This window comes from Paucibacter sp. JuS9, assembly GCF_044043925.2.
Taxonomy (GTDB): Bacteria; Pseudomonadota; Gammaproteobacteria; order Burkholderiales; family Burkholderiaceae_C; genus JAUASW01.
The window spans coordinates 305,504-323,619 of the sequence record NZ_CP194172.1 but is presented as its reverse complement, the minus strand read 5'-3'; the positions used below and the strand labels follow the sequence as shown (position 1 = coordinate 323,619).

Genomic DNA, 18,116 nt, shown 5'->3' with positions numbered 1-18,116 from the left:
CGGCATGATAAGTGGCAGCTTTACAGAGCGTCCCTAGAATGGCCCGCAACTAGAGCCTCCACCAGGAGCATTCAGCAATGCGCAAGACCCCCGCCCTGCACAAGCTCGCCCTGTGCACCGCCCTGCTCGCAAGCAGCCTGACGGCACGCGCCAACCCGGTGCCGCCGCCGAATTCCGACATGGATGCGCCGCTGTTCTACCAGTTGCTGGTGGGCGAAATGGAGCTGCGCTCGGGCCAGCCCGGCGTGGCCTTTCAGGTGCTGCTTGATGCCGCACGCCGCACCGGCGACGAGGCACTTTTCCGGCGTGTCGTAGACATCGCATTGCAGGCTCGGGCCGGCGACGAAGCACTGAGCGCCGCACGAGCCTGGCGCGATGCGGTGCCGGAGTCGATCGAAGCGCAGCAGATGACGCTGCAGCTCGTGACCCTCCTGAACCGCCCAGCGGACGCCACCGCACCGCTGCGTTCACTGCTGGCCTTGACGCCTGAAGACCAGCGGATTGCCGTACTGGCCTCGCTGCCCCGGCTGTTCCAGCGCTCGCCCGAGCCGAAGAAGGTGCTGGCCGCCGTGGAACCGGTACTGCAGGAGCAGGCTCGCCTGCCGTCCACCAAGCTGATGGCCTTGCTGGTCAATGGCCGCCTGGCCTCGATGGCCGCCGAGCCGGCTCGCGCTCTGGAGCTGGTGCGCCTGGCAGCCCAGACGGCGCCAGACGCAGATGAGCCCCCATTGCTGGCGCTTGAACTGATGCAGTCCAGCAAGGAGGCAGAGTCCGTCGTCGCCGACCACCTCGCCGCCCACCCCGACAGCCATTCCCTGCGCCAGGCCTACGGCCGCGCACTGGCCCGCTCGCAGCGCAGCGCCGATGCTGCGCGCGAGTTCCGTCTCGTGACCCAACGCTCGCCCGAGTTGCCCTCGGCCTGGTATGCGCTCGGCGCGCTCGAGCTGGATCTCCACCATCCGGAAGCCGCGGAACTGGCGCTGAACGAGTTCGTCAAACGCATCGAGCAGATGCCTCCGAGCAAGGACTTCGACGCCAAGGAAGCGCTCCAGCAAGCCTGGCTGCAACTGGCGCAAGCCGCGGAAATGCGGCGCGACTACAAGGCGGCAGAGAGCTGGCTGGCCAAGGTCGACAACCCGCAGCGCGCCACCGAAACCCAGTTCCGCCGCGCCTCGCTGCTGGCCCGCCAGGGCAAGATCGAACAGGCCCGCAAGCTCATCCAGGCCCTGCCCGAAACCAGCGACGCCGAAGGCCGCGCCAAGTTGATCGCCGAAGCCCAGTTGCTGCGCGAATCGCAGCAGTGGAAGCTGGCTTACGAAGTTCTCGAACAGGCCAACAAGCGCTTCGAGGGCGATGTGGACCTGATCTACGAGCAGTCGATGGCAGCAGAGAAGCTCGGCCGCGTGGACCAGATGGAAACGCTGCTGCGTCGCGTCATCGAGCTCAAGCCCGAGCACTATCACGCCTACAACGCACTGGGCTATTCGCTGGCCGATCGGCGCGAGCGCCTGCCCGAGGCCCGCGAGCTGATCGCCAAGGCCTTGCAGTACGCACCCAACGAGCCTTTCATCGTCGACAGCATGGGCTGGGTCGAGTACCGCCTGGGCAACCATGACGCAGCCTTGAAGCTGCTGCGCCAGGCCTACCAGTCGCGCCCTGACGCCGAGATCGCAGCCCACCTGGGCGAACTGCTGTGGGTGACCCAGCAGCAGGACGAGGCACGACGTGTCTGGGCCGAGGGCGCCAAGCGCGACCCGAGCAACGAAGCCCTGCGCGACACGCAGCAGCGGCTCAAGGCCAAGCCTTGATGCGACGCTTGCTCGTGGCCGCGCTTGCCGCGGCATTGACGGCCTGCGCCAGCATCAGCGACAAGTCGCAGCCCCTGCCTGTGCAGGCCGACGCGATGCAGTTCAGCGGCAAGCTGAGCGTCAAGGTCACTGGCAGCGACCAGGGCGGTAGCGGCAGCTTTGATCTGCAAGGCACGCCGCGAGCCGGCCTGCTGGAACTCAGCACACCGCTGGGCCAATTGATCGCCCGCACGCGCTGGGACGGCGAATCTGTGCTCATGCAGACGCCAAAGGAGCAGCGTCGCTACCCAGACCTCGACACCCTGACGCAGGACCTGCTGGGCGAAGCCATTCCAGTTGCAGCCCTGTTCGACTGGCTGCGCGGCCGCCCCTGGCCTGATGCACCCAGCCAGACGCTAGAGGGCGAGACCAAGGGCTTCAAGCAGCTCGGCTGGACCGTGGATCTCAGCGGCTTTGCAGAGAAGAGCTTGATAGTCGCCCGGCGCAGCGAGCCCAACGAAGTGGTGCTGCGAGCCCGCCTCGAGTCTCCTGTCGCGGGACAATGAGGCGATGCGCGCGCTCTACGAAGTTCCGGCCCCGGCCAAGCTGAACCTGTTCCTGCATGTGGTCGGCAAGCGGCCCGACGGCTATCACCTGCTGCAGTCAATCTTCGCCCTGATCGACTGGGCCGACACCCTGCATTTCGAGCGCCGCGACGACGGCGCCTTGCATCGCCACGACAGCGGCGATGCCCTGCCTCCCGATGACCTCTGCCTGCGCGCAGCCCGCGCCTTGCAGTCCCAGAGCGGCTGCGGCCTTGGGGCTGACATCCACATCGAGAAGCGCCTGCCAGCCGGCGCCGGCATGGGCGGTGGCTCGTCGGATGCCGCGTCCACGCTGCTGGCCTTGAACCGCTTGTGGGGCTTGAACTGGCCTTTGAGCAAGCTCTTGCCGCTGGGGCTGAGCCTGGGCGCCGACGTTCCCTTCTTCCTTGGCGGCACGCATGCATTCGTCGAAGGCATCGGTGATGTCCTGCACCCGATCTCCTTGCCCGAGCAATGTTTTGCCGTCGTGAAGCCTCAGCAAAGCATCGCCACCAAGGACATTTTTTCGAGCCCCCACTTGGCAAGATCGAATTCTGTGGCTATAGTAGCGGGCTTTCCTGCACACAACGGCAGCGAGCTTTCAGGCGAAACCCAACAGGGGTTTGACCCGGGTTTTGGTCGCAATGATTTGCAACCAGCAGCCGAGGCTCTCAGCCCCGAAGTTGGTCAGGCCCTGCAGATTTTGCAGAGCAAATTCGGCAACAGCCGGATGACCGGTTCGGGCAGCACGGTGTTTGCCAGAGTGGATGGGAAAGAAGGCGCAAACTGTCAGTCCATGACGTTCGCAGAGGGGCTTCCCTCTGGATGGGTTGCTAGAATGTGCCGCAGTCTGGAAGTTCATCCGTTACGCGGTTGGGCTGACAACTGAGCAAAGTTATAGGGTGCTGCAGCCTCTGCAGTGTCCTGTGTAGGGGCGTCGCCAAGCTGGTTAAGGCATCGGATTTTGATTCCGACATGCGCAGGTTCGAATCCTTCCGCCCCTGCCAAATTTCTGTTTATTCACCTCCGGGACCCGCAGGGCTGGCCGCGGGGCCATTGATTCAAAGGATGGCCCGTCGTGCTGCTCAACACCGTCCTCTTCACGGGTAATGCCAACCCGGTCCTCTCCCAAGAAATCGCCACTCATCTGGGGCTCGAACTCGGCAAGGCCGTGGTCGGTCGCTTCTCCGATGGCGAGGTGACGGTCGAGATCCAGCAGAACGTCCGCGCCCGCGACGTCTTCGTTATTCAGCCCACCTGCGCGCCGACCAACGAAAATCTGATGGAGTTGCTGATCATGGTCGATGCCCTGAAGCGCGCCAGCGCTCGCCGCATCACCGCTGTGATCCCCTACTTCGGTTATGCCCGCCAGGACCGCCGCCCGCGTTCCACCCGCGTGCCGATCTCGGCCAAGGTTGTGGCCAACCTGCTGGAAACCGTCGGCGTCGAGCGCGTCCTGACGATGGACCTCCACGCGGACCAGATTCAAGGCTTCTTCGACATCCCGGTCGACAACATCTACGCCTCGCCGGTGCTGCTGTCAGACCTGAAGGCCCGCAACTATTCCGACCTGGTGGTCGTGAGCCCCGACGTCGGTGGCGTGGTGCGCGCCCGCGCATTGGCCAAGCAGCTCGGTTGCGACCTGGCCATCATCGACAAGCGCCGTCCGGCCGCCAACGTCTCCGAAGTGATGCACGTGATCGGCGAGATCGACGGCCGCAATTGCGTGATCATGGACGACATGATCGACACCGCCGGCACGCTGGTGAAGGCGGCCGAGGTCCTGAAGGACCGCGGCGCCAAGAGCGTGTTTGCTTATTGCACCCACCCCATCCTGTCTGGCCCGGCGATCGAGCGCATCTCGAAGTCCCAGCTCGATGAAGTGGTGATCACCAACACCATTCCGCTGAACGACGCGGCCAAGGCCTGCGGCAAGATCCGCCAGCTGTCGGTGGCCTTCCTGTTCGCCGAGACGATCCGCCGCATCTCTGACGGTGAGTCGGTCACTTCCCTGTTTAGCGAGCAGAACAACAATTTCTAAGAATCTGCCGCCTCGGTTCAAGCCGGGGCGGCCGTAAAGCCGCAGCGGCAACGCTGCAATTCACGGGCAAACCTGGTCGCGGGTGCCCATCCATTGTTTGGAGTCTGTTATGAACTTTGTCGCTTTTGAGCGCAAGCTGCAGGGGACCGGAGCGAGCCGCCGCCTGCGTATCGCGGGCAAGGTCCCCGGTATTGTTTTTGGTGCCGGCGAACCCGCCATGATCGAACTCGATCACAACGCACTGTTCCACGCCCTGAAGAAGGAAGCTTTCCACAGCTCCATCCTCGACATGGAACTCAACGGCGCCGTTTCGAAGGTGCTGCTGCGTGATTTCCAGATGCACCCGTACAAGCCGCAAGTGCTGCACATCGACTTCCAGCGCGTCGACAGCACGACCAAGATCACGAAGAAGGTGCCCCTGCACTTCATCGGTGAAGAGAACTCGGTGGCAGTGAAGACCGACAAGTGCACGGTCAACCACGTCGTGACCGAACTGGCCATCACCTGCCTGGCGCAGCAACTGCCTGAGTTCATCGAAGTGGACTTGAGCGGCCTGACCAAGGGTCACTCGCTGCACGTCAACGACATCAAGCTGCCGGAAGGCATCAAGGTCGTGACGCACGGCAAGCCGAACCCGGTGATCGCAACCCCGGTCGAGCCGGTGTCGGAAGAAGTGATCGTTGTCGCAGCTGCTCCGGCAGACGACGGCAAGGGCAAGAAGAAGGGCAAGAAGTAATTCTTGCGTCGAGCTTCAGCTCTACAGAGGAAGGCCCTGCACCGCAGGGCCTTTTTTCTTGTTCGCCACCCCGATAATCCACGCCCATGATTCGCTTGCTTGTTGGCCTGGGCAACCCAGGTTCCGAATACGTTGACACCCGCCACAACGCCGGCTTCTGGTGGATTGATGGCGTGGCACGCGGCCTGGGCACCTCGCTGCAGCTGGACCGCAACTATCACGGCCTCGTGGCCCGCGTGAACAATGCACCAGGCGCGCCGGGCCCGATCTGGCTGCTCGAGCCGATGACCTACATGAACCTCTCGGGCAAGTCGGTCGCAGCGCTCGCGCGCTTCTTCAAGATCGCGCCTGAAGAGATCCTCGCAGTCCACGACGAGCTCGACCTGCCGGCTGGACAGATGAAGTTCAAGCAGGGCGGCGGCAACGGCGGGCACAACGGCTTGAAAGACATGCAGGCCCAGCTAGCCAGCGCCAACTTCTGGCGTCTGCGTCTGGGCATTGGCCATCCCGGTCACAAGGCCGAGGTGGCGAACTATGTGCTGCGCAAGCCGCCGCTGGAGGAGCGCCAGGCGGTTGAGGATTGCATCGCCAAATCCTATGAATCGCTGACGCTGATGCTGGCCGGCGACATGGAAAAGGCCATGATGAAGATCCACGCCAAGCCGCCACGCCCCAAGCCTCCCAAGCCGCCGGCACCGGCTTCTCCTCCTCCTTCAACACCAGAAACCACGCCATGACCAAGACGCCGGTTGTCGCTCTGCTGTACCTCCTGCTCCTCGCAGTCCTCAGCAGCAGCGCACCGGCGCAGACACAACGGCGCGAGGCCCAGATCTACCGTTGCGGCCCCGAAGGCCGCCAGTTGCAGGACAGCCCTTGCAGCGACAAGCCCACTGGCACGGCTCAGTCCGTTGCGTTTGATCAGCCCTCCGCCACTCAGCAGCGCGAGGCGCGCGAGCGCGCTGCCGCCGAGCGCAAGCAGGCGGATCGAATGGAGCAGGAACGGCTGCAGGCCGAGGCCACGCAGCGCAAGAATCAGGCAGCTCCAGGCCGAATCGATGGCCTGGCCTCACCTGCGGCCACCCCGGGCGCAGCGGCCTCGAGCCCCCATGCCAAGCCACAGCCCAAGAAACCCAAGTTCTTGCCGCAGCGCAACAAGTCTTCCGTGCCGGCCGGCGCTTCCTCGGCGCCCCGCTAGAATCCCGTCCGTTGGTGCTCGCCCTTAGGCAAACATGCCGGGGCAGTTAAACGGGAATCAGGAAGCCAAGCTCCAGCGGAGCAAAGCCAACCTGAGCTGTCCCCGCAACGGTAAGTGGACGAAGCCGCCCGGCTTCCAGTTCCTGAACGACACATCCACTGGCGCATGAGCGCTGGGAAGGATTCAGGGATGCGTGCCACCAGCCCGGATACCGGCCAACAGGTGGTGCGCGCTCGCCCAAGAAATTGGGCGGCACAGCATCGATTCACAGGGGCCTGCGGGGAAGCTGGCCACTGGTTGTATTTCGGATCCCGTTCTCTCATGACCTCCACGACTCGACGCCAAGAGCGTCGCCTGCTGGCCGCTTCGCTGCGTGCCACTCCCCTCGCCCTGGCCGCTGCCTGCACCATTGCCTGCATGCCCGCAACCGCCCAGAACAACGCCAACAAGCTGGACTCGGTGGTTGTCACCGCCACCCGCAGCCCGCAGCGCCTCGCCGATGTGCTGGCCGATGTGACCGTGCTGACCCGCGCCGACATCGAGCGCCAGGCCCTCGGCACGCTGGCTGACCTGCTGCGCAACCAGGCCTGCTTCGAGATGGTCCGCACCGGCGGCCCCGGCGCCCAGACCTCGATGTTTGTGCGCGGCGCCGAGACGCGCCACACCACGGTGCTGATCGACGGCGTGCGCTTCGATTCGCAAGCCAGCAGCGGCGCCAGCTGGAACGCGATTCCGCTGGCCCAGATCGAACGCGTGGAAATCATCCGCGGCCCTGCCGCTGCCGTGTACGGCTCGGACGCCGTCGGCGGCGTGGTGCAAGTCTTCACCCGCAAGGGCGACGGCAAGCCGCAGGTCGAGCTGGGCGTTGGCGCCGGTAGCCTGGGCCTGCGCAAGCTTGACGGCAGCATCTTTGGCGCCAGCGGCATGCTGGACTACGCCATCACGCTGTCCACCGAGCGCAGCGACGGTTTCAACTCGCGCCCCACGACAGACGCGACCTTCACGCCCGACAACGATGGCTACAAGTCCACCAGCGGCAGCGCACGCCTGGGCCTGCAGCTGAACAAGCAACACCGCGTCGAGCTGCTGGGCCTGAAGAACAAGATGGATGCGCAGTACGACGCCTCGGCCAAGCCCAAGACCGACGACCGCACCCGCAACGACATGCGTGCGCTGCGCGCTGCCTGGTCGGCCCAGTGGAGCAAGGACCTGTCAAGCGAGTTCTCGGTCGGCGAATCGATGGACCGCTACGAGACAGCGCCCAGCATTTACCTGACCGAAACCCGCATCCGCGCCTATGCCTTCAATGCGAGCATGCGCCTGGGCTCCGGCCAGCTGAATGCCTTGGTCGAGCGTCGTGAAGACAAGCTCCTGAACACCAGCCTGCCACAAAGCGCAACGCCGGGCGCCGCCGACCGCCATCAGAATGCGATTGGCGCCGGCTATGTCTGGGGCTCGGGCCCGCTGTCGGTGCAAGCCCACGCCCGCCATGACCGCGACAGCGAATTCGGCGGCAGCACTACGGGCAGCCTGGCTGCAGGTTACCGCCTGACGCCGCAGTGGCGCGTCCAGGGCTCCGTGGGCACTGCCTTCCGTGCGCCGACGCTCTACCAGCGCTTCAGCCCCTACGGCAACCAGCATCTGCAGGCCGAGCATGGCAAGAACAGCGAAATCGCGCTGCAGTACGAGAACGCCGGCACGAGCTTTGGCGTGACCGCCTACCGCAACCTGATCAACGACCTGATCATCTTCGGCGCCGCTGACATCAAGAAGTGCCCGAACCAGTTCGGCTGCTACGAAAACGTCAGCCAGGCGCGACTGCAAGGCATCAGCCTGAATGCAGCCAGCAGCTTCGGCTCGTTGCGCCTGTCTGGCTCCTTGGACCTGCAAGCGCCACGAGACGCGAGCACCGGCGGCGGCGCGGCCACTGCCAACTCCGGCAAGCTGCTGGCACGTCGCTCGGAGCGTCAAGCCAAGCTGCGTGCCGACTACAGCGTTGCAGGCTGGGAGTTCGGCGCACAGCTGCTGAGCAGTGGCCATCGCTATGACAACGCGGCCAACACGGTCCGCCTGCCTGGCTACAGCGTGGTGACGCTCGATGCGCAATACAGCTTCACGAAGGAACTGCGCCTGCAATTGAAGCTGGACAATGTCTTCGACCGCGCCTACCAGTACGCCAACGGCTATGCCACCGGCCCTCGCCAGGCCCTCATCGGCCTGCGCTGGACGCCTGCGCTCTGAACCTGGTTTAAGCACTGAAGCAGAGGACGACAGCCCGTGACGCAGAGAATCAAGAGGACTTCCTTTCTCCTGGTCCTGCTTTGCGGCCTGTCCCTGAGCGGCGGCCCTTCGCGGGCCGCCGACATCAGCCTCACCGATGATCTCGGTCGCAAGCAGCAGTGGAGCGAGCCGCCACGGCGCATCGTCTCCCTCCTGCCCTCCCTGACCGAGCTGGTCTGCGCACTGGACGCCTGCGAGCGCCTGGTGGGCGTGGACCGCTATGCCAATTTCCCGGCCAGCATTGCCAAGCTGCCCAAGCTCGGCGCCATGGACGATGCCTCGGTCGAGGCCATCGTGGCCTTGCGGCCCGATCTGGTGATGCTGAGCCCGGCCTCGCGCCTGCATGACCGCCTCGGTGCGCTGGGCGTCAAGACGCTGGTGCTCGACACCCTGAATCTCGCCGATGTGCGCCGCCATATCGACTCGCTCTCCCGCCTGCTCGAAAGCAAGTCCGGCCCGCAGCTGAAAGAGACCATCGAGCGGCAACTCGCCGCTGCAGCCGCGCAAGTGCCCGAATCGATGAAGGGCTTGCGCGTCTACTACGAGGTCGACAGCGCGCCCTATGCCGCTGGCGAGCCCTCCTTCAGCGGCGAGATCCTGGCTCGCCTGGGCCTGCGCAATATCGTGCCGGCCGCGCTGGGTCCTTTCCCCAAGCTGAACCCCGAGTTCGTCGTGCGCGCCGATCCGCAATTGATACTGGTGTCGCAACGCAATGCCCAGAAGCTGACCGATCGCCCCGGATGGGAACGCATCGCTGCCATGCGTGATCAACGCATCTGCCGCTTCAGCTCGGCCGAAGGCGACCTGATGGCAAGACCTGGCCCCCGCATGGGTGAAGGAGCGCAGGCTGTACTGCGCTGCCTCCAGGAGCTCGCTGCGGTGAAGAAGTGAAGCCATGAACCGCAAGGCCGTCACCGTGCTCGCCATCTTGCTGCTGCTCAGTGCCGCGCTGCTGCTGCTCGGCATTGGCGTTGGCAGCGAAGGCCTCGCGCTGCCAGCGGCGGACGACGCTGTGGGCCGACAGATCCTCTGGCAGATCCGACTGCCGCGTTCCATCGGCGCCTGGTTGACCGGTGCGCTCTTGGGCCTCGCGGGTGCGGTGGCGCAGGGGCTGTTTCGCAATCCGCTGGCCGACCCCTATCTGCTCGGCGCCTCGAGTGGTGCTTCGCTGGGTGTGGCCTTGCTCTTGGTCGCGCTGGGTTGGTCGCCAACAGCGGCGGCCCTGGGCTACAAGATCGGCATGACCACGGCCGCCTTTGCCGGCGCTGTCTTCGCGGTCGCGCTGACCATGATTCTCGCCAAGGGCCTGGAACAGACGATGCGCCTGCTGCTGGCCGGTGTCATCGTTGGCGTGGTTCTCGGCGCGATCACGTCGATGCTGACCCTGACCGCTGCCGATGTCTTGCGTTCGATGCAGGCCTTCATGCTCGGCAGCACAGGTTTCCTCAGCTGGCAAAGCGTGGGCGTGATGGCGCCAGTGTTGCTGGTGGCTCTGCTTGTCGGCCTCGGTGCCGCCCGCGCGCTGGATGCCTTGAGCCTGGGCGCTGACACGGCCCAAAGCCTGGGCGTGCGCCTGGCCATGGTTCGATTGATCCTGATTGCGACGCTGACCCTGTGCACCGGCGCCGCCGTCGCGCAAGCCGGCCTGATCGCCTTCGTCGGCCTGGTCGCGCCACACCTGGTGCGCAGCCGCTTGCACTGCAGCCATGGCTGGCTGCTGGCGCTGGCGGCATGCATGGGCGGCCTCTTGCTGCTCTCGGCCGACATCGTTGCCCGCTGGGTGGTTGCGCCACAGGAATTGCCGGTGGGCATCGTCACGTCGCTGCTGGGCGGCGCCTATCTCCTGAAGCTGATGCGGCGCAAGAGCTTTGCGGAGCAGCGCGCATGATCAGCGCTGATATCCGCCATCTGGCCCTGGGTGGCAAGACCATCCTCGGCGACTGCAAGCTGCAGCTCAGCGGCGGATGGACGGCCATCGTCGGCCCGAACGGTGCCGGAAAATCCACGCTGCTGAAGGCGTTGGCCGGCCTCCTGCCGTTAGAAGGCAAGGTGGAGCTGCAAGGGCGCGAACTGAGCAAATGGTCGGGCCGCGAGCGCGCTCGAGCCTTGGCCTGGCTGGGCCAGAACGAGGCCAGCACCGACGAGCTGCTGGCAGAAGAAGTGGTGATGCTGGGCCGCTTGCCGCATCGTGCCTGGCTCGCGCCGCCAAGCGCTGCGGACGTCGCCGCCGTCGAGCGGGCGATGCGGCAGACGCAATGCTGGGAATGGCGAGCGCGGCCCGTGAATCAGCTGTCCGGGGGCGAACGCCAGCGTGTGCTGTTGGCCCGCGCGCTGGCCACCGAATCCGCTTTGCTCTTGATGGACGAGCCGCTCGCCCATCTGGACCCGCCGCACCAGGCCGACTGGCTGACGCTGGTGCGCGAGCGCGCTGCCGCTGGCGCGACGGTGATCTCGGTCCTGCATGAGCTCAATATCGCCCTGCAGGCCGACAGGCTCCTGGTGATGGACGTCGGCCGCACCGTGCACCTGGGCTCGCCCGAGGATGCCGCAACCCGCGATGCGCTGCAGCAAGTGTTCCAGCATCGCCTGCAGATGATTGAGCTCAATGGCCAATGGCTCGTGCTGCCGGCGGCAGCGCCGGCTCGCATCAGCAATGTGCTGCCGCTGCATGGGCGCCGCCATGACTGAGCAGCGGCGGGTTCCGGCGCTCTTCCAGTGCGGAAGCCTTCGGGCAGGCTATCTGCATCACTACTTCCCGTCCAACCACGCAGCGGTAGCCGCGTTCTTTGCAGGGGGTGGGCGATGAACCGCGCCAAGGCCGTGATGGTGCTGGGCACGACCAGCGGCGCCGGCAAGAGCTGGCTGGCCACGGCCCTGTGCCGCTTCTATGCACGCCAGGGGCTCAAGGTCGCGCCCTTCAAGGCACAGAACATGAGCAACAACGCCCGCGTGGTGCAGGGGCGCGAGGGTCGCGCTGGCGAGATAGGCAGTGCCCAGTACTTCCAGGCCCTGGCGGCGCGCTGCACACCCGAGGTGCGGCACAACCCGGTGCTCCTGAAGCCCGAGGCCGAAACCTCGTCACAGGTCGTGCTGCTCGGAGAGGTGGACGAGGCCCTGAGCCGCATGCCCTGGCGCGAGCGCAGCGAGCATCTGTGGCGCGCGGCGCGGCCGCCCCTGCATGAACTGATGCAGGAGAACGACGTGGTGGTGATCGAAGGCGCCGGCTCGCCGGCCGAGATCAACCTGCATGCGTCGGACTTCGTCAACATGCGCACCGCGCTGGAAGTGAATGCCGCCTGCCTGCTGGTGACGGACATCGACCGTGGCGGCGCCTTCGCCCATCTGTACGGTACCCACCAATTGATGCCTGCCAACGAGCGGGCGCTGCTGCGCGGTTTCGTCTTGAACCGCTTTCGAGGGGACGCCAACCTGCTCGCCCCCGGCCCGGAGCAATTGCAGACATTGACCGGCGTGCCCACACTGGCCGTGCTGCCCATGTGGCGGGGTCACGGCCTGCCCGAGGAAGACGGTTTATTCGATGATCGCAGCAGCGCTGCCGACGGCTTGACCATTGCCGTGGTCGCCTACCCCCGCATCTCCAACCTCGACGAGTTCCAGCCGCTGCGCAATGCGCCGGGCGTGCAACTCATCTGGGCCCGCGAGCCGCGGCAGCTGCAGGGTGCCGACTGGATCATCCTGCCCGGCTCCAAATCGGTGGCGGCCGACCTGGCCTGGCTGCGCGCCCAGAAGCTCGACGCCGTGATCAATGGCCATGCTGCCGCAGGCAAGCCGGTGCTGGGGATCTGCGGCGGCCTGCAGATGCTGGGCGAAGCCTTGCTGGACCCCCATGGCCTGGACGGCAATGCGCCGGGCCTGGGCCTGCTGCCGCTGGTCACGCAATACGAGCGCGAGAAGCTGTTGCGCCCCGCCGAGCTGCGCTTTGCCGCCCAGCTGGCCACCCCCTGGCAGTCTCTGGCCGGGCTTTCGGCCAGGGGCTACGAAATACGGCAGGGCCGCACGCAGCAGCACCCCGACCTGCCGACTGCAATGCCGGCCCTGATGACCCGCGAAGGCGAGACCATAGGCTGGCAGCAAGGACCGGTGCTGGGCTGCTACGCGCACGGTCTTTTCGAGCAGCCTGCGGTGATGCAGGCCCTGTTCGGCCAGGACTCGCCGGACCTGGACCTGGTGTTCGAAGGCCTGGCCGACTATGTGGCGCAGCATTTCCAATCGGGCAGCCTTATGCGCCTTTTGAGCTAGCGCAAGCTCTTTCGCCTCGGCACCCTTGGCTATGGTAATAATCACCCTACCGCGATGGGGGATCCGATGACCGACATGGTGTTTGCCGACGAGGCGCCCGAGACATCCGCTGGCAGTGCGACCGCAACCAAGGTGCTGGACCCCTGGGTGGTCATGATTGTTGACGATGACCCGGCCGTGCACCAGGTAACCCAGCTGGTCATGTCGGACTTCGAGTTCTCCGGCCGGCGGCTGCAGTTCCTCGACGCCTACAGCGCTGCCGAAGCGCGCGAGCTGCTGGGCACGCGCCAGGACATCGCCCTGATCCTGCTCGACGTGGTGATGGAAACCGAACATGCTGGCCTGGATCTGGCGCGTTACATTCGCGGCGACCTGGACAACCACCATGTGCGCATCGTCCTGCGCACCGGCCAGCCGGGTCAGGCGCCGGAAGAGCATGTCATCAAGAGCTATGACATCAATGACTACAAGGAAAAGACCGAGCTGACCAAGCGCAAGCTGATCACGGTCTTCTACACCGCGCTGCGCAGCTACCGCGACATCATGATCATCGAGCAGTCGCGGTTGGCGCTGCGCCGCTCGATAGACGCGATCACCAAGGTCTACGACTCGCACAATCTGCGCCGCTTCGCATCTGCCGTGCTTGAGCAGGTGGCGCATCTGCTGGGCTACGAGGCGCAAGGACTTTGTGCCAGCCGCGTCTCCGCCTATGCAGCCTCGCACATGGAAGGCCACCTGAAGGTGCTGGCTGCCACGGCCGAGTATTCACGGCTGCTGGTCGACGAGGAACTCAACACCCTGCCCGAGGACGTGCGTGAAGCGTTGGAGCGGGCACTGCGGGAGCAGCAAAGCTTCTTCGAGCCCCACCGCTGCGTCGGCTACTACCGCAGCAGCAGCGGCAATGAAAGCCTGCTGTACATGGTGTTCTCCGAGCCTGTGGATGCCAGTGCACGAGAGTTGCTGGAGATCTTCTGCGCCAACGTGGCCATCACCTACGAAAGCCTGCTGCTGCGCGAGGAGATCCAGGAAACGCAACGCTCCACCGTCTACATCATTGGCGAGGCGGTCGAGAAGCGCAGCAAGGAAACCGGTGCGCATGTGCGTCGCGTGGGCGAGCTCTCGGCCTTGCTGGCCGAGGCCGCAGGCCTGCGCAGCAATGACGTGGAGTTCGTGCGACAGGCCGCGCCCTTGCACGACGTCGGCAAGATTGGCATTCCCGACCGGGTGCTGAACAAGCCCGCCAAGCTCGATGCCGAGGAATGGGAAGTGATGAAGACCCATGCGCGCATCGGCTACGAGCTGCTGAACAAGTCAGACAAGCGCATCCTGCAGCTGGGCGCCATCATCGCGCATGAACACCACGAGCGCTGGGACGGCGGCGGCTATCCGCGCGCACTTGCTGGCGAGCAGATCCACATCGCCGGCCGCATCGTTGCATTGGCCGACGTGCTGGATGCGCTGGTGAGTCGCCGCTGCTACAAGGATCCCTGGCAGTTCGAAACCGCCCTCAGCTATGTGCGAGAGCAGGCCGGCCTGCAGTTCGACCCGAACCTGGTGCGATTGCTGTTCGAGCGCATGGATGCCGTGAAGAGCATCTACGAGCGCTTCCCGGACCTGGAGGCCTGATCAGGCAGCTGCGGTCAGCCTCAGGTATTTCTGCATCAGCATTTCGCGGCTCTCCACATGGGCCGGGTTCACCGGTATGCAGGCCACGGGGCACAGCTGCACGCATTGCGGCTCATCGAAATGGCCCACGCATTCGGTGCACTTGCTGTGTTCGATCTGGTAGAACTCCTCGCCCATCGAGATGGCCTCGTTCGGGCATTCCGGCTCGCAGACATCGCAGTTGATGCACTCGTCAGTAATCATCAAGGCCATGGCTTACTCCGCACGGCCCTTGCTGATCCGCTCAGCAAGCCGCTCGCGCACCGACGGTGACACGAACTGCGAGACATCACCACCCAGAGTGGCAATCTCGCGCACAAAAGTGCCCGAGATGAACTGGAACTGGTCGGACGGCGTCAGAAACACGGTCTCCACCTCGGGCATCAGCTTGCGGTTCATGCCCGCCATCTGGAATTCATATTCGAAGTCGCTGACCGCGCGCAGGCCCCGCACAACGACCTTGCCGTCATGCTGGACGACAAAGTCGCGCAAGAGGCCGCGAAAGGGGATCACTTCGACATTGGGGTACCTGGAGGCCAGTTCGGTGGCGATTTCCAGGCGCTCCTCGATGGAGAACATCGTGCGCTTGTGATGGCCGGCGGCCACGGCAATGATCAGCCGCTCGAACAAGCGGCTGGCCCGGCGCATCAAGTCCTCATGACCGAGGGTCATGGGATCGAAGGTGCCGGGATAGACGGCGGTGAGAACGGTCACTGAGGTCATGGGCAGGATTATCCGTTGCGGCGGAAAAGCGCGTAATGCACGGCGCCGGCCCGACCATTGCGATAAGGGTCGAGGCCCAGATCGGCCGCTGGCGCCACGACCTCGGGCGACTCGACATAAAGGAACCCGCCCGGCACCAGCAGGGCAGCCGCGGCCTTGATGGCCGGCTCAAACAGGCCGGCGTCAAAGGGCGGATCCAGCATCACCAGCTCAAAGCGGCCCGGCGCCGAACGCGCCATCCAGGTGATGGCATCGGCCGGCTCCACGCGCAGATTGGCGGCCTTCAGCCGCACCTTGCTGGCCTGCAGGCTGCGCACCAGCTCGCCGTCACGCTCAAGCAGCAACACTTCAGAAGCACCGCGCGATGCGGCCTCGAAGCCAAGCGCGCCGCTGCCAGCAAACGCATCAAGCACGCGCCAGCCGTCAAGGTCCTGGCCCAGCCAGTTGAACAGGGTCTCGCGCACGCGGTCGGGCGTCGGACGCAGCCCGGGCCTGTCGGCCACCGGCAACTTGGAGCGCTTCCATTGCCCACCAACGATGCGAACCTCGCGCGGCGCACCTGCCGGAGCCAGCTGACGCTTCTTGAAAGGCTTCGCCTCGGGGTCGGGCCTCATTGGCGAACCGCGATGCCGCGTGCTGCCATCAGGGCCTTGGCCTCGCCTACCGTGTGTTGGCCATAGTGAAAGATGCTGGCGGCGAGCACCGCATCGGCGCCGCCTTGCTGAATGCCGTCGGCCAGATCGTCCAGCGAACCCACGCCACCCGAGGCGATCACGGGCACGCTCACGGCATCGCTGACCGCACGGGTCAGCGCTAGATCGAACCCGCTGCGCGTGCCATCGCGGTCCATGCTGGTGAGCAGGATTTCACCAGCGCCGTACTCGGTCATCTGGCGCGCCCATTGCACCGCGTCCAGGCCCACATTCTTGCGGCCACCGTGGGTGTAGACATCCCAGCCCGAGCCTCTCGGGTCATCGTGAGCCCTGCGCTTGGCGTCAATCGCCACGACGATGCATTGCGCGCCGTATTTTTCTGACGCCTCGCGGATCAGCTCGGGGCGGGCAACCGCCGCAGAGTTGAAACTCACCTTGTCTGCACCGGCGTTGAGCAAGCGCCGCACATCGGCCACCTCGCGCACGCCGCCGCCCACGGTCAAGGGGATGAAGACCTGTGAAGCCACGTCTTCGATGATGTGCAGGATCAGGTCACGGCCGTCGCTGGTGGCGGTGATGTCGAGGAAGGTCAGCTCGTCTGCGCCCTGCTCGTTGTAGCGGGCAGCGATCTCGACCGGGTCGCCGGCATCGCGCAACTCGAGGAAGTTGACGCCCTTGACCACACGGCCACCGGTGACGTCCATGCAGGGAATGATGCGCTTGGCCAGCATCAGTCTTGCGCTTCCAGCTCGTCGGCGCGCGCCTGGCCGGCGGTGAAATCGAGGTCGCCGGTGTAGATCGAGCGGCCGCAGATCACGCCTTCGACGCCTTCGTGCTCGACAGCGCAAAGTGCTTCGATGTCCTTGATGTTGGAAAGACCGCCAGAGGCGATCACCGGGATGCTCAAGGCCTGTGCCAGCTTGACCGTGGCTTCAATGTTGATGCCGGTCAGCATGCCGTCTCGGCCGATGTCGGTGTAGATCACGCCCTCGATGCCGTAGTCCTCGAACTTCTTGGCCAGATCGATCACTTCATGCCCGGTCAGCTTGCTCCAGCCATCGGTGGCGACCTTGCCGTCCTTGGCATCCAGGCCCACGATGATGTGGCCGCCGAAGGCCGAGCAGGCGTCCTTCAGGAAGCCCGGGCTCTTGACGGCCGCGGTGCCGATGATGATGTAGGAAATGCCGTCGTCCAGGTAGCGCTCGATAGTGTCGAGATCGCGGATGCCGCCGCCCAGTTGCACCGGAATTTCGTCGCCCACTTCGCGCAGGATGGCCTTGATCGCGCCCTCGTTGATCGGCTTGCCGGCAAAGGCGCCGTTCAGGTCCACCAGATGCAGGCGCCGCGCGCCGGCGTCGACCCATCGTCGGGCCATGGCAGCGGGGTCCTCGCCAAAGGTGGTGGACACATTCATGTCACCTTGTTGCAGACGCACGCAGCGTCCATCCTTGAGGTCAATCGCGGGTATCAGCAGCATGGCCGAAGTACGGTTAGGTGAGTTGGGGGGAACGGGAAGCGGGAGGCGTGGAAAAGCGCGGTTAGAACGAGTGAGGTTTTCTCGTCAGGGCTTCCAAAGCAGGAAGTTACGGTAGAGGGCAAGCCCCAGCGCAGCACTTTTCTCGGGATGGAATTGGGTGGCAAAAATATTATCTCGGGCCACCGCGCAGGTAAAGCGCGCGCCGTAATCGGTCTCGCCGGCGCTGTGGCTCGCATCCGACGGCTCGGCGTAATAGCTGTGGACGAAGTAGTACCAGCTCTGGTCGGGCACGCCAGCCCAGACTGGGTGCGCGCCGCGCTGGTGCACGCGGTTCCAGCCCATCTGCGGCACCTTGAAGCGGCTGCCATCCTCCTGCAGCCGGCCTTCGAGCTGGAAACGCTTGACCCGGCCCGGAATCAGGCCGAGGCCCGGCGTGTCCTGCTCTTCGCTGTGATCCAGCAGCATCTGCATGCCGACGCAGACACCCATCAGCGGTTTGCGCGCTGCAGCATCCAGAACGGCTTCCTTGAGGCCTGAGTCGGCCAGCTCGCGCATGCAATCGCGCATGGCGCCCTGCCCGGGCAAGACGATGCGCTCTGCGGCAAGGACCTCTTCGGGCTTGGAGGTGATGACGACATCCAGCCCGGTATCAGCCGCCACATGCAGCACCGCCTGCGACACTGAGCGCAGATTGCCCATGCCGTAGTCGACCACG

Annotated in this window: 19 protein-coding genes, 1 tRNA gene and 1 riboswitch; of the genes, 14 read left to right on the top strand and 6 right to left on the bottom strand. The window is 65.1% G+C overall.

Going from position 1 to position 18,116, the window contains the following annotated elements:
* The first annotated feature begins 77 nt into the window (after window positions 1-77).
* The 14 genes from ABT392_RS01355 (at window position 78) to ABT392_RS01290 (ending at window position 14,509) form a co-directional block, all read left to right on the top strand.
* The gene (locus ABT392_RS01355; RefSeq protein WP_395384309.1) at window positions 78-1,808 is read left to right on the top strand and encodes a tetratricopeptide repeat protein; all 1,731 of its coding nucleotides are present in this window, start codon (window positions 78-80) and stop codon (window positions 1,806-1,808) included.
* Window positions 1,808-2,353 carry an outer membrane lipoprotein LolB gene (locus ABT392_RS01350; protein WP_334279080.1) on the top strand — a complete coding sequence of 182 codons (546 nt, stop codon included), beginning with the start codon at window positions 1,808-1,810 and terminating at the stop codon, window positions 2,351-2,353. The genes ABT392_RS01355 and ABT392_RS01350 overlap by 1 nt, the downstream gene beginning before the upstream one ends.
* Before the next feature lie 4 nt (window positions 2,354-2,357).
* Entirely contained in the window at window positions 2,358-3,260 is a 903-nt protein-coding gene (gene ispE / locus ABT392_RS01345; RefSeq protein ID WP_395384310.1) for a 4-(cytidine 5'-diphospho)-2-C-methyl-D-erythritol kinase, read from the top strand.
* 41 nt (window positions 3,261-3,301) lie between these two features.
* Window positions 3,302-3,378 (top strand) — tRNA-Gln (locus ABT392_RS01340).
* Window positions 3,379-3,449: 71 nt separating this feature from the next.
* Window positions 3,450-4,412: a ribose-phosphate pyrophosphokinase gene (locus tag ABT392_RS01335; protein ID WP_334279082.1), complete on the top strand. Its 963-nt coding sequence runs from the start codon at window positions 3,450-3,452 to the stop codon at window positions 4,410-4,412.
* Between the two features lie 109 nt (window positions 4,413-4,521).
* Window positions 4,522-5,148, top strand: a complete 627-nt coding sequence (locus ABT392_RS01330) for a 50S ribosomal protein L25/general stress protein Ctc (protein WP_334279083.1) — start codon at window positions 4,522-4,524, stop codon at window positions 5,146-5,148.
* 86 nt (window positions 5,149-5,234) lie between these two features.
* The gene (gene pth, locus ABT392_RS01325; protein ID WP_334279084.1) at window positions 5,235-5,885 is read left to right on the top strand and encodes an aminoacyl-tRNA hydrolase; all 651 of its coding nucleotides are present in this window, start codon (window positions 5,235-5,237) and stop codon (window positions 5,883-5,885) included.
* Entirely contained in the window at window positions 5,882-6,343 is a 462-nt protein-coding gene (locus tag ABT392_RS01320; protein WP_395384311.1) for a hypothetical protein, read from the top strand. Before pth ends, ABT392_RS01320 begins: the two co-directional genes overlap by 4 nt.
* Window positions 6,339-6,577, top strand: a riboswitch (cobalamin riboswitch). It overlaps the preceding gene by 5 nt.
* A gap of 87 nt (window positions 6,578-6,664) precedes the next feature.
* Window positions 6,665-8,584, top strand: a complete 1,920-nt coding sequence (locus tag ABT392_RS01315) for a TonB-dependent receptor domain-containing protein (RefSeq protein ID WP_395384312.1) — start codon at window positions 6,665-6,667, stop codon at window positions 8,582-8,584.
* A gap of 36 nt (window positions 8,585-8,620) precedes the next feature.
* On the top strand, window positions 8,621-9,514 hold the full coding sequence (locus ABT392_RS01310; RefSeq protein ID WP_395384313.1) for an ABC transporter substrate-binding protein: 894 nt from the start codon (window positions 8,621-8,623) through the stop codon (window positions 9,512-9,514).
* A gap of 4 nt (window positions 9,515-9,518) precedes the next feature.
* Complete coding sequence (locus tag ABT392_RS01305) at window positions 9,519-10,511, top strand: FecCD family ABC transporter permease (RefSeq protein ID WP_395384314.1); 993 nt, start codon at window positions 9,519-9,521, stop codon at window positions 10,509-10,511.
* Window positions 10,508-11,311, top strand: a complete 804-nt coding sequence (locus ABT392_RS01300) for an ABC transporter ATP-binding protein (protein WP_395384315.1) — start codon at window positions 10,508-10,510, stop codon at window positions 11,309-11,311. Before ABT392_RS01305 ends, ABT392_RS01300 begins: the two co-directional genes overlap by 4 nt.
* 114 nt (window positions 11,312-11,425) lie before the next feature.
* Complete coding sequence (locus ABT392_RS01295; protein WP_334279090.1) at window positions 11,426-12,883, top strand: cobyric acid synthase; 1,458 nt, start codon at window positions 11,426-11,428, stop codon at window positions 12,881-12,883.
* A gap of 66 nt (window positions 12,884-12,949) precedes the next feature.
* Window positions 12,950-14,509, top strand: coding sequence for a DUF3369 domain-containing protein (locus ABT392_RS01290; protein WP_334279091.1), 1,560 nt, complete (start codon window positions 12,950-12,952; stop codon window positions 14,507-14,509).
* Here the strand turns inward: ABT392_RS01290 and ABT392_RS01285 are convergent, their stop codons facing one another.
* The 6 genes from ABT392_RS01285 to hisH form a co-directional block, all read right to left on the bottom strand.
* Entirely contained in the window at window positions 14,510-14,761 is a 252-nt protein-coding gene (locus ABT392_RS01285) for a YfhL family 4Fe-4S dicluster ferredoxin (protein ID WP_334279092.1), read from the bottom strand.
* 3 nt (window positions 14,762-14,764) lie between these two features.
* Window positions 14,765-15,271, bottom strand: a complete 507-nt coding sequence (gene coaD, locus ABT392_RS01280) for a pantetheine-phosphate adenylyltransferase (RefSeq protein WP_334279093.1) — start codon at window positions 15,269-15,271, stop codon at window positions 14,765-14,767.
* Window positions 15,272-15,279: 8 nt separating this feature from the next.
* Window positions 15,280-15,885, bottom strand: coding sequence for a 16S rRNA (guanine(966)-N(2))-methyltransferase RsmD (gene rsmD, locus ABT392_RS01275; RefSeq protein ID WP_334279094.1), 606 nt, complete (start codon window positions 15,883-15,885; stop codon window positions 15,280-15,282).
* Window positions 15,882-16,655 (bottom strand): imidazole glycerol phosphate synthase subunit HisF, encoded by a 774-nt coding sequence (gene hisF, locus ABT392_RS01270; protein ID WP_395384316.1) that lies wholly within the window; start codon window positions 16,653-16,655, stop codon window positions 15,882-15,884. Before hisF ends, rsmD begins: the two co-directional genes overlap by 4 nt.
* A complete protein-coding gene (gene hisA, locus ABT392_RS01265) occupies window positions 16,655-17,401 on the bottom strand; it encodes a 1-(5-phosphoribosyl)-5-[(5-phosphoribosylamino)methylideneamino]imidazole-4-carboxamide isomerase (RefSeq protein WP_334279096.1) in 747 nt (248 codons plus the stop codon). Before hisA ends, hisF begins: the two co-directional genes overlap by 1 nt.
* Window positions 17,402-17,485: 84 nt before the next feature.
* Window positions 17,486-18,115, bottom strand: a complete 630-nt coding sequence (hisH, locus tag ABT392_RS01260; RefSeq protein ID WP_334279097.1) for an imidazole glycerol phosphate synthase subunit HisH — start codon at window positions 18,113-18,115, stop codon at window positions 17,486-17,488.
* Between the last annotated feature and the right edge of the window lies 1 nt (window position 18,116).

Bases quoted from the DNA above. Each gene is read 5' to 3' on its own strand.
- ABT392_RS01300 (WP_395384315.1), top strand. From the start codon at position 10,508: ATGATCAGCGCTGATATCCGCCATCTGGCCCTGGGTGGCAAGACCATC.
- ABT392_RS01320 (WP_395384311.1), top strand. From the start codon at position 5,882: ATGACCAAGACGCCGGTTGTCGCTCTGCTGTACCTCCTGCTCCTCGCA.
- ABT392_RS01305 (WP_395384314.1), top strand. From the start codon at position 9,519: ATGAACCGCAAGGCCGTCACCGTGCTCGCCATCTTGCTGCTGCTCAGT.
- rsmD (WP_334279094.1), bottom strand. From the start codon at position 15,885: ATGAGGCCCGACCCCGAGGCGAAGCCTTTCAAGAAGCGTCAGCTGGCT.
- ABT392_RS01315 (WP_395384312.1), top strand. From the start codon at position 6,665: ATGACCTCCACGACTCGACGCCAAGAGCGTCGCCTGCTGGCCGCTTCG.
- ABT392_RS01330 (WP_334279083.1), top strand. From the start codon at position 4,522: ATGAACTTTGTCGCTTTTGAGCGCAAGCTGCAGGGGACCGGAGCGAGC.
- ABT392_RS01355 (WP_395384309.1), top strand. From the start codon at position 78: ATGCGCAAGACCCCCGCCCTGCACAAGCTCGCCCTGTGCACCGCCCTG.
- ABT392_RS01295 (WP_334279090.1), top strand. From the start codon at position 11,426: ATGAACCGCGCCAAGGCCGTGATGGTGCTGGGCACGACCAGCGGCGCC.
- hisF (WP_395384316.1), bottom strand. From the start codon at position 16,655: ATGCTGGCCAAGCGCATCATTCCCTGCATGGACGTCACCGGTGGCCGT.
- ABT392_RS01350 (WP_334279080.1), top strand. From the start codon at position 1,808: ATGCGACGCTTGCTCGTGGCCGCGCTTGCCGCGGCATTGACGGCCTGC.
- hisA (WP_334279096.1), bottom strand. From the start codon at position 17,401: ATGCTGCTGATACCCGCGATTGACCTCAAGGATGGACGCTGCGTGCGT.
- pth (WP_334279084.1), top strand. From the start codon at position 5,235: ATGATTCGCTTGCTTGTTGGCCTGGGCAACCCAGGTTCCGAATACGTT.
- coaD (WP_334279093.1), bottom strand. From the start codon at position 15,271: ATGACCTCAGTGACCGTTCTCACCGCCGTCTATCCCGGCACCTTCGAT.
- ABT392_RS01285 (WP_334279092.1), bottom strand. From the start codon at position 14,761: ATGGCCTTGATGATTACTGACGAGTGCATCAACTGCGATGTCTGCGAG.
- ispE (WP_395384310.1), top strand. From the start codon at position 2,358: ATGCGCGCGCTCTACGAAGTTCCGGCCCCGGCCAAGCTGAACCTGTTC.
- ABT392_RS01290 (WP_334279091.1), top strand. From the start codon at position 12,950: ATGACCGACATGGTGTTTGCCGACGAGGCGCCCGAGACATCCGCTGGC.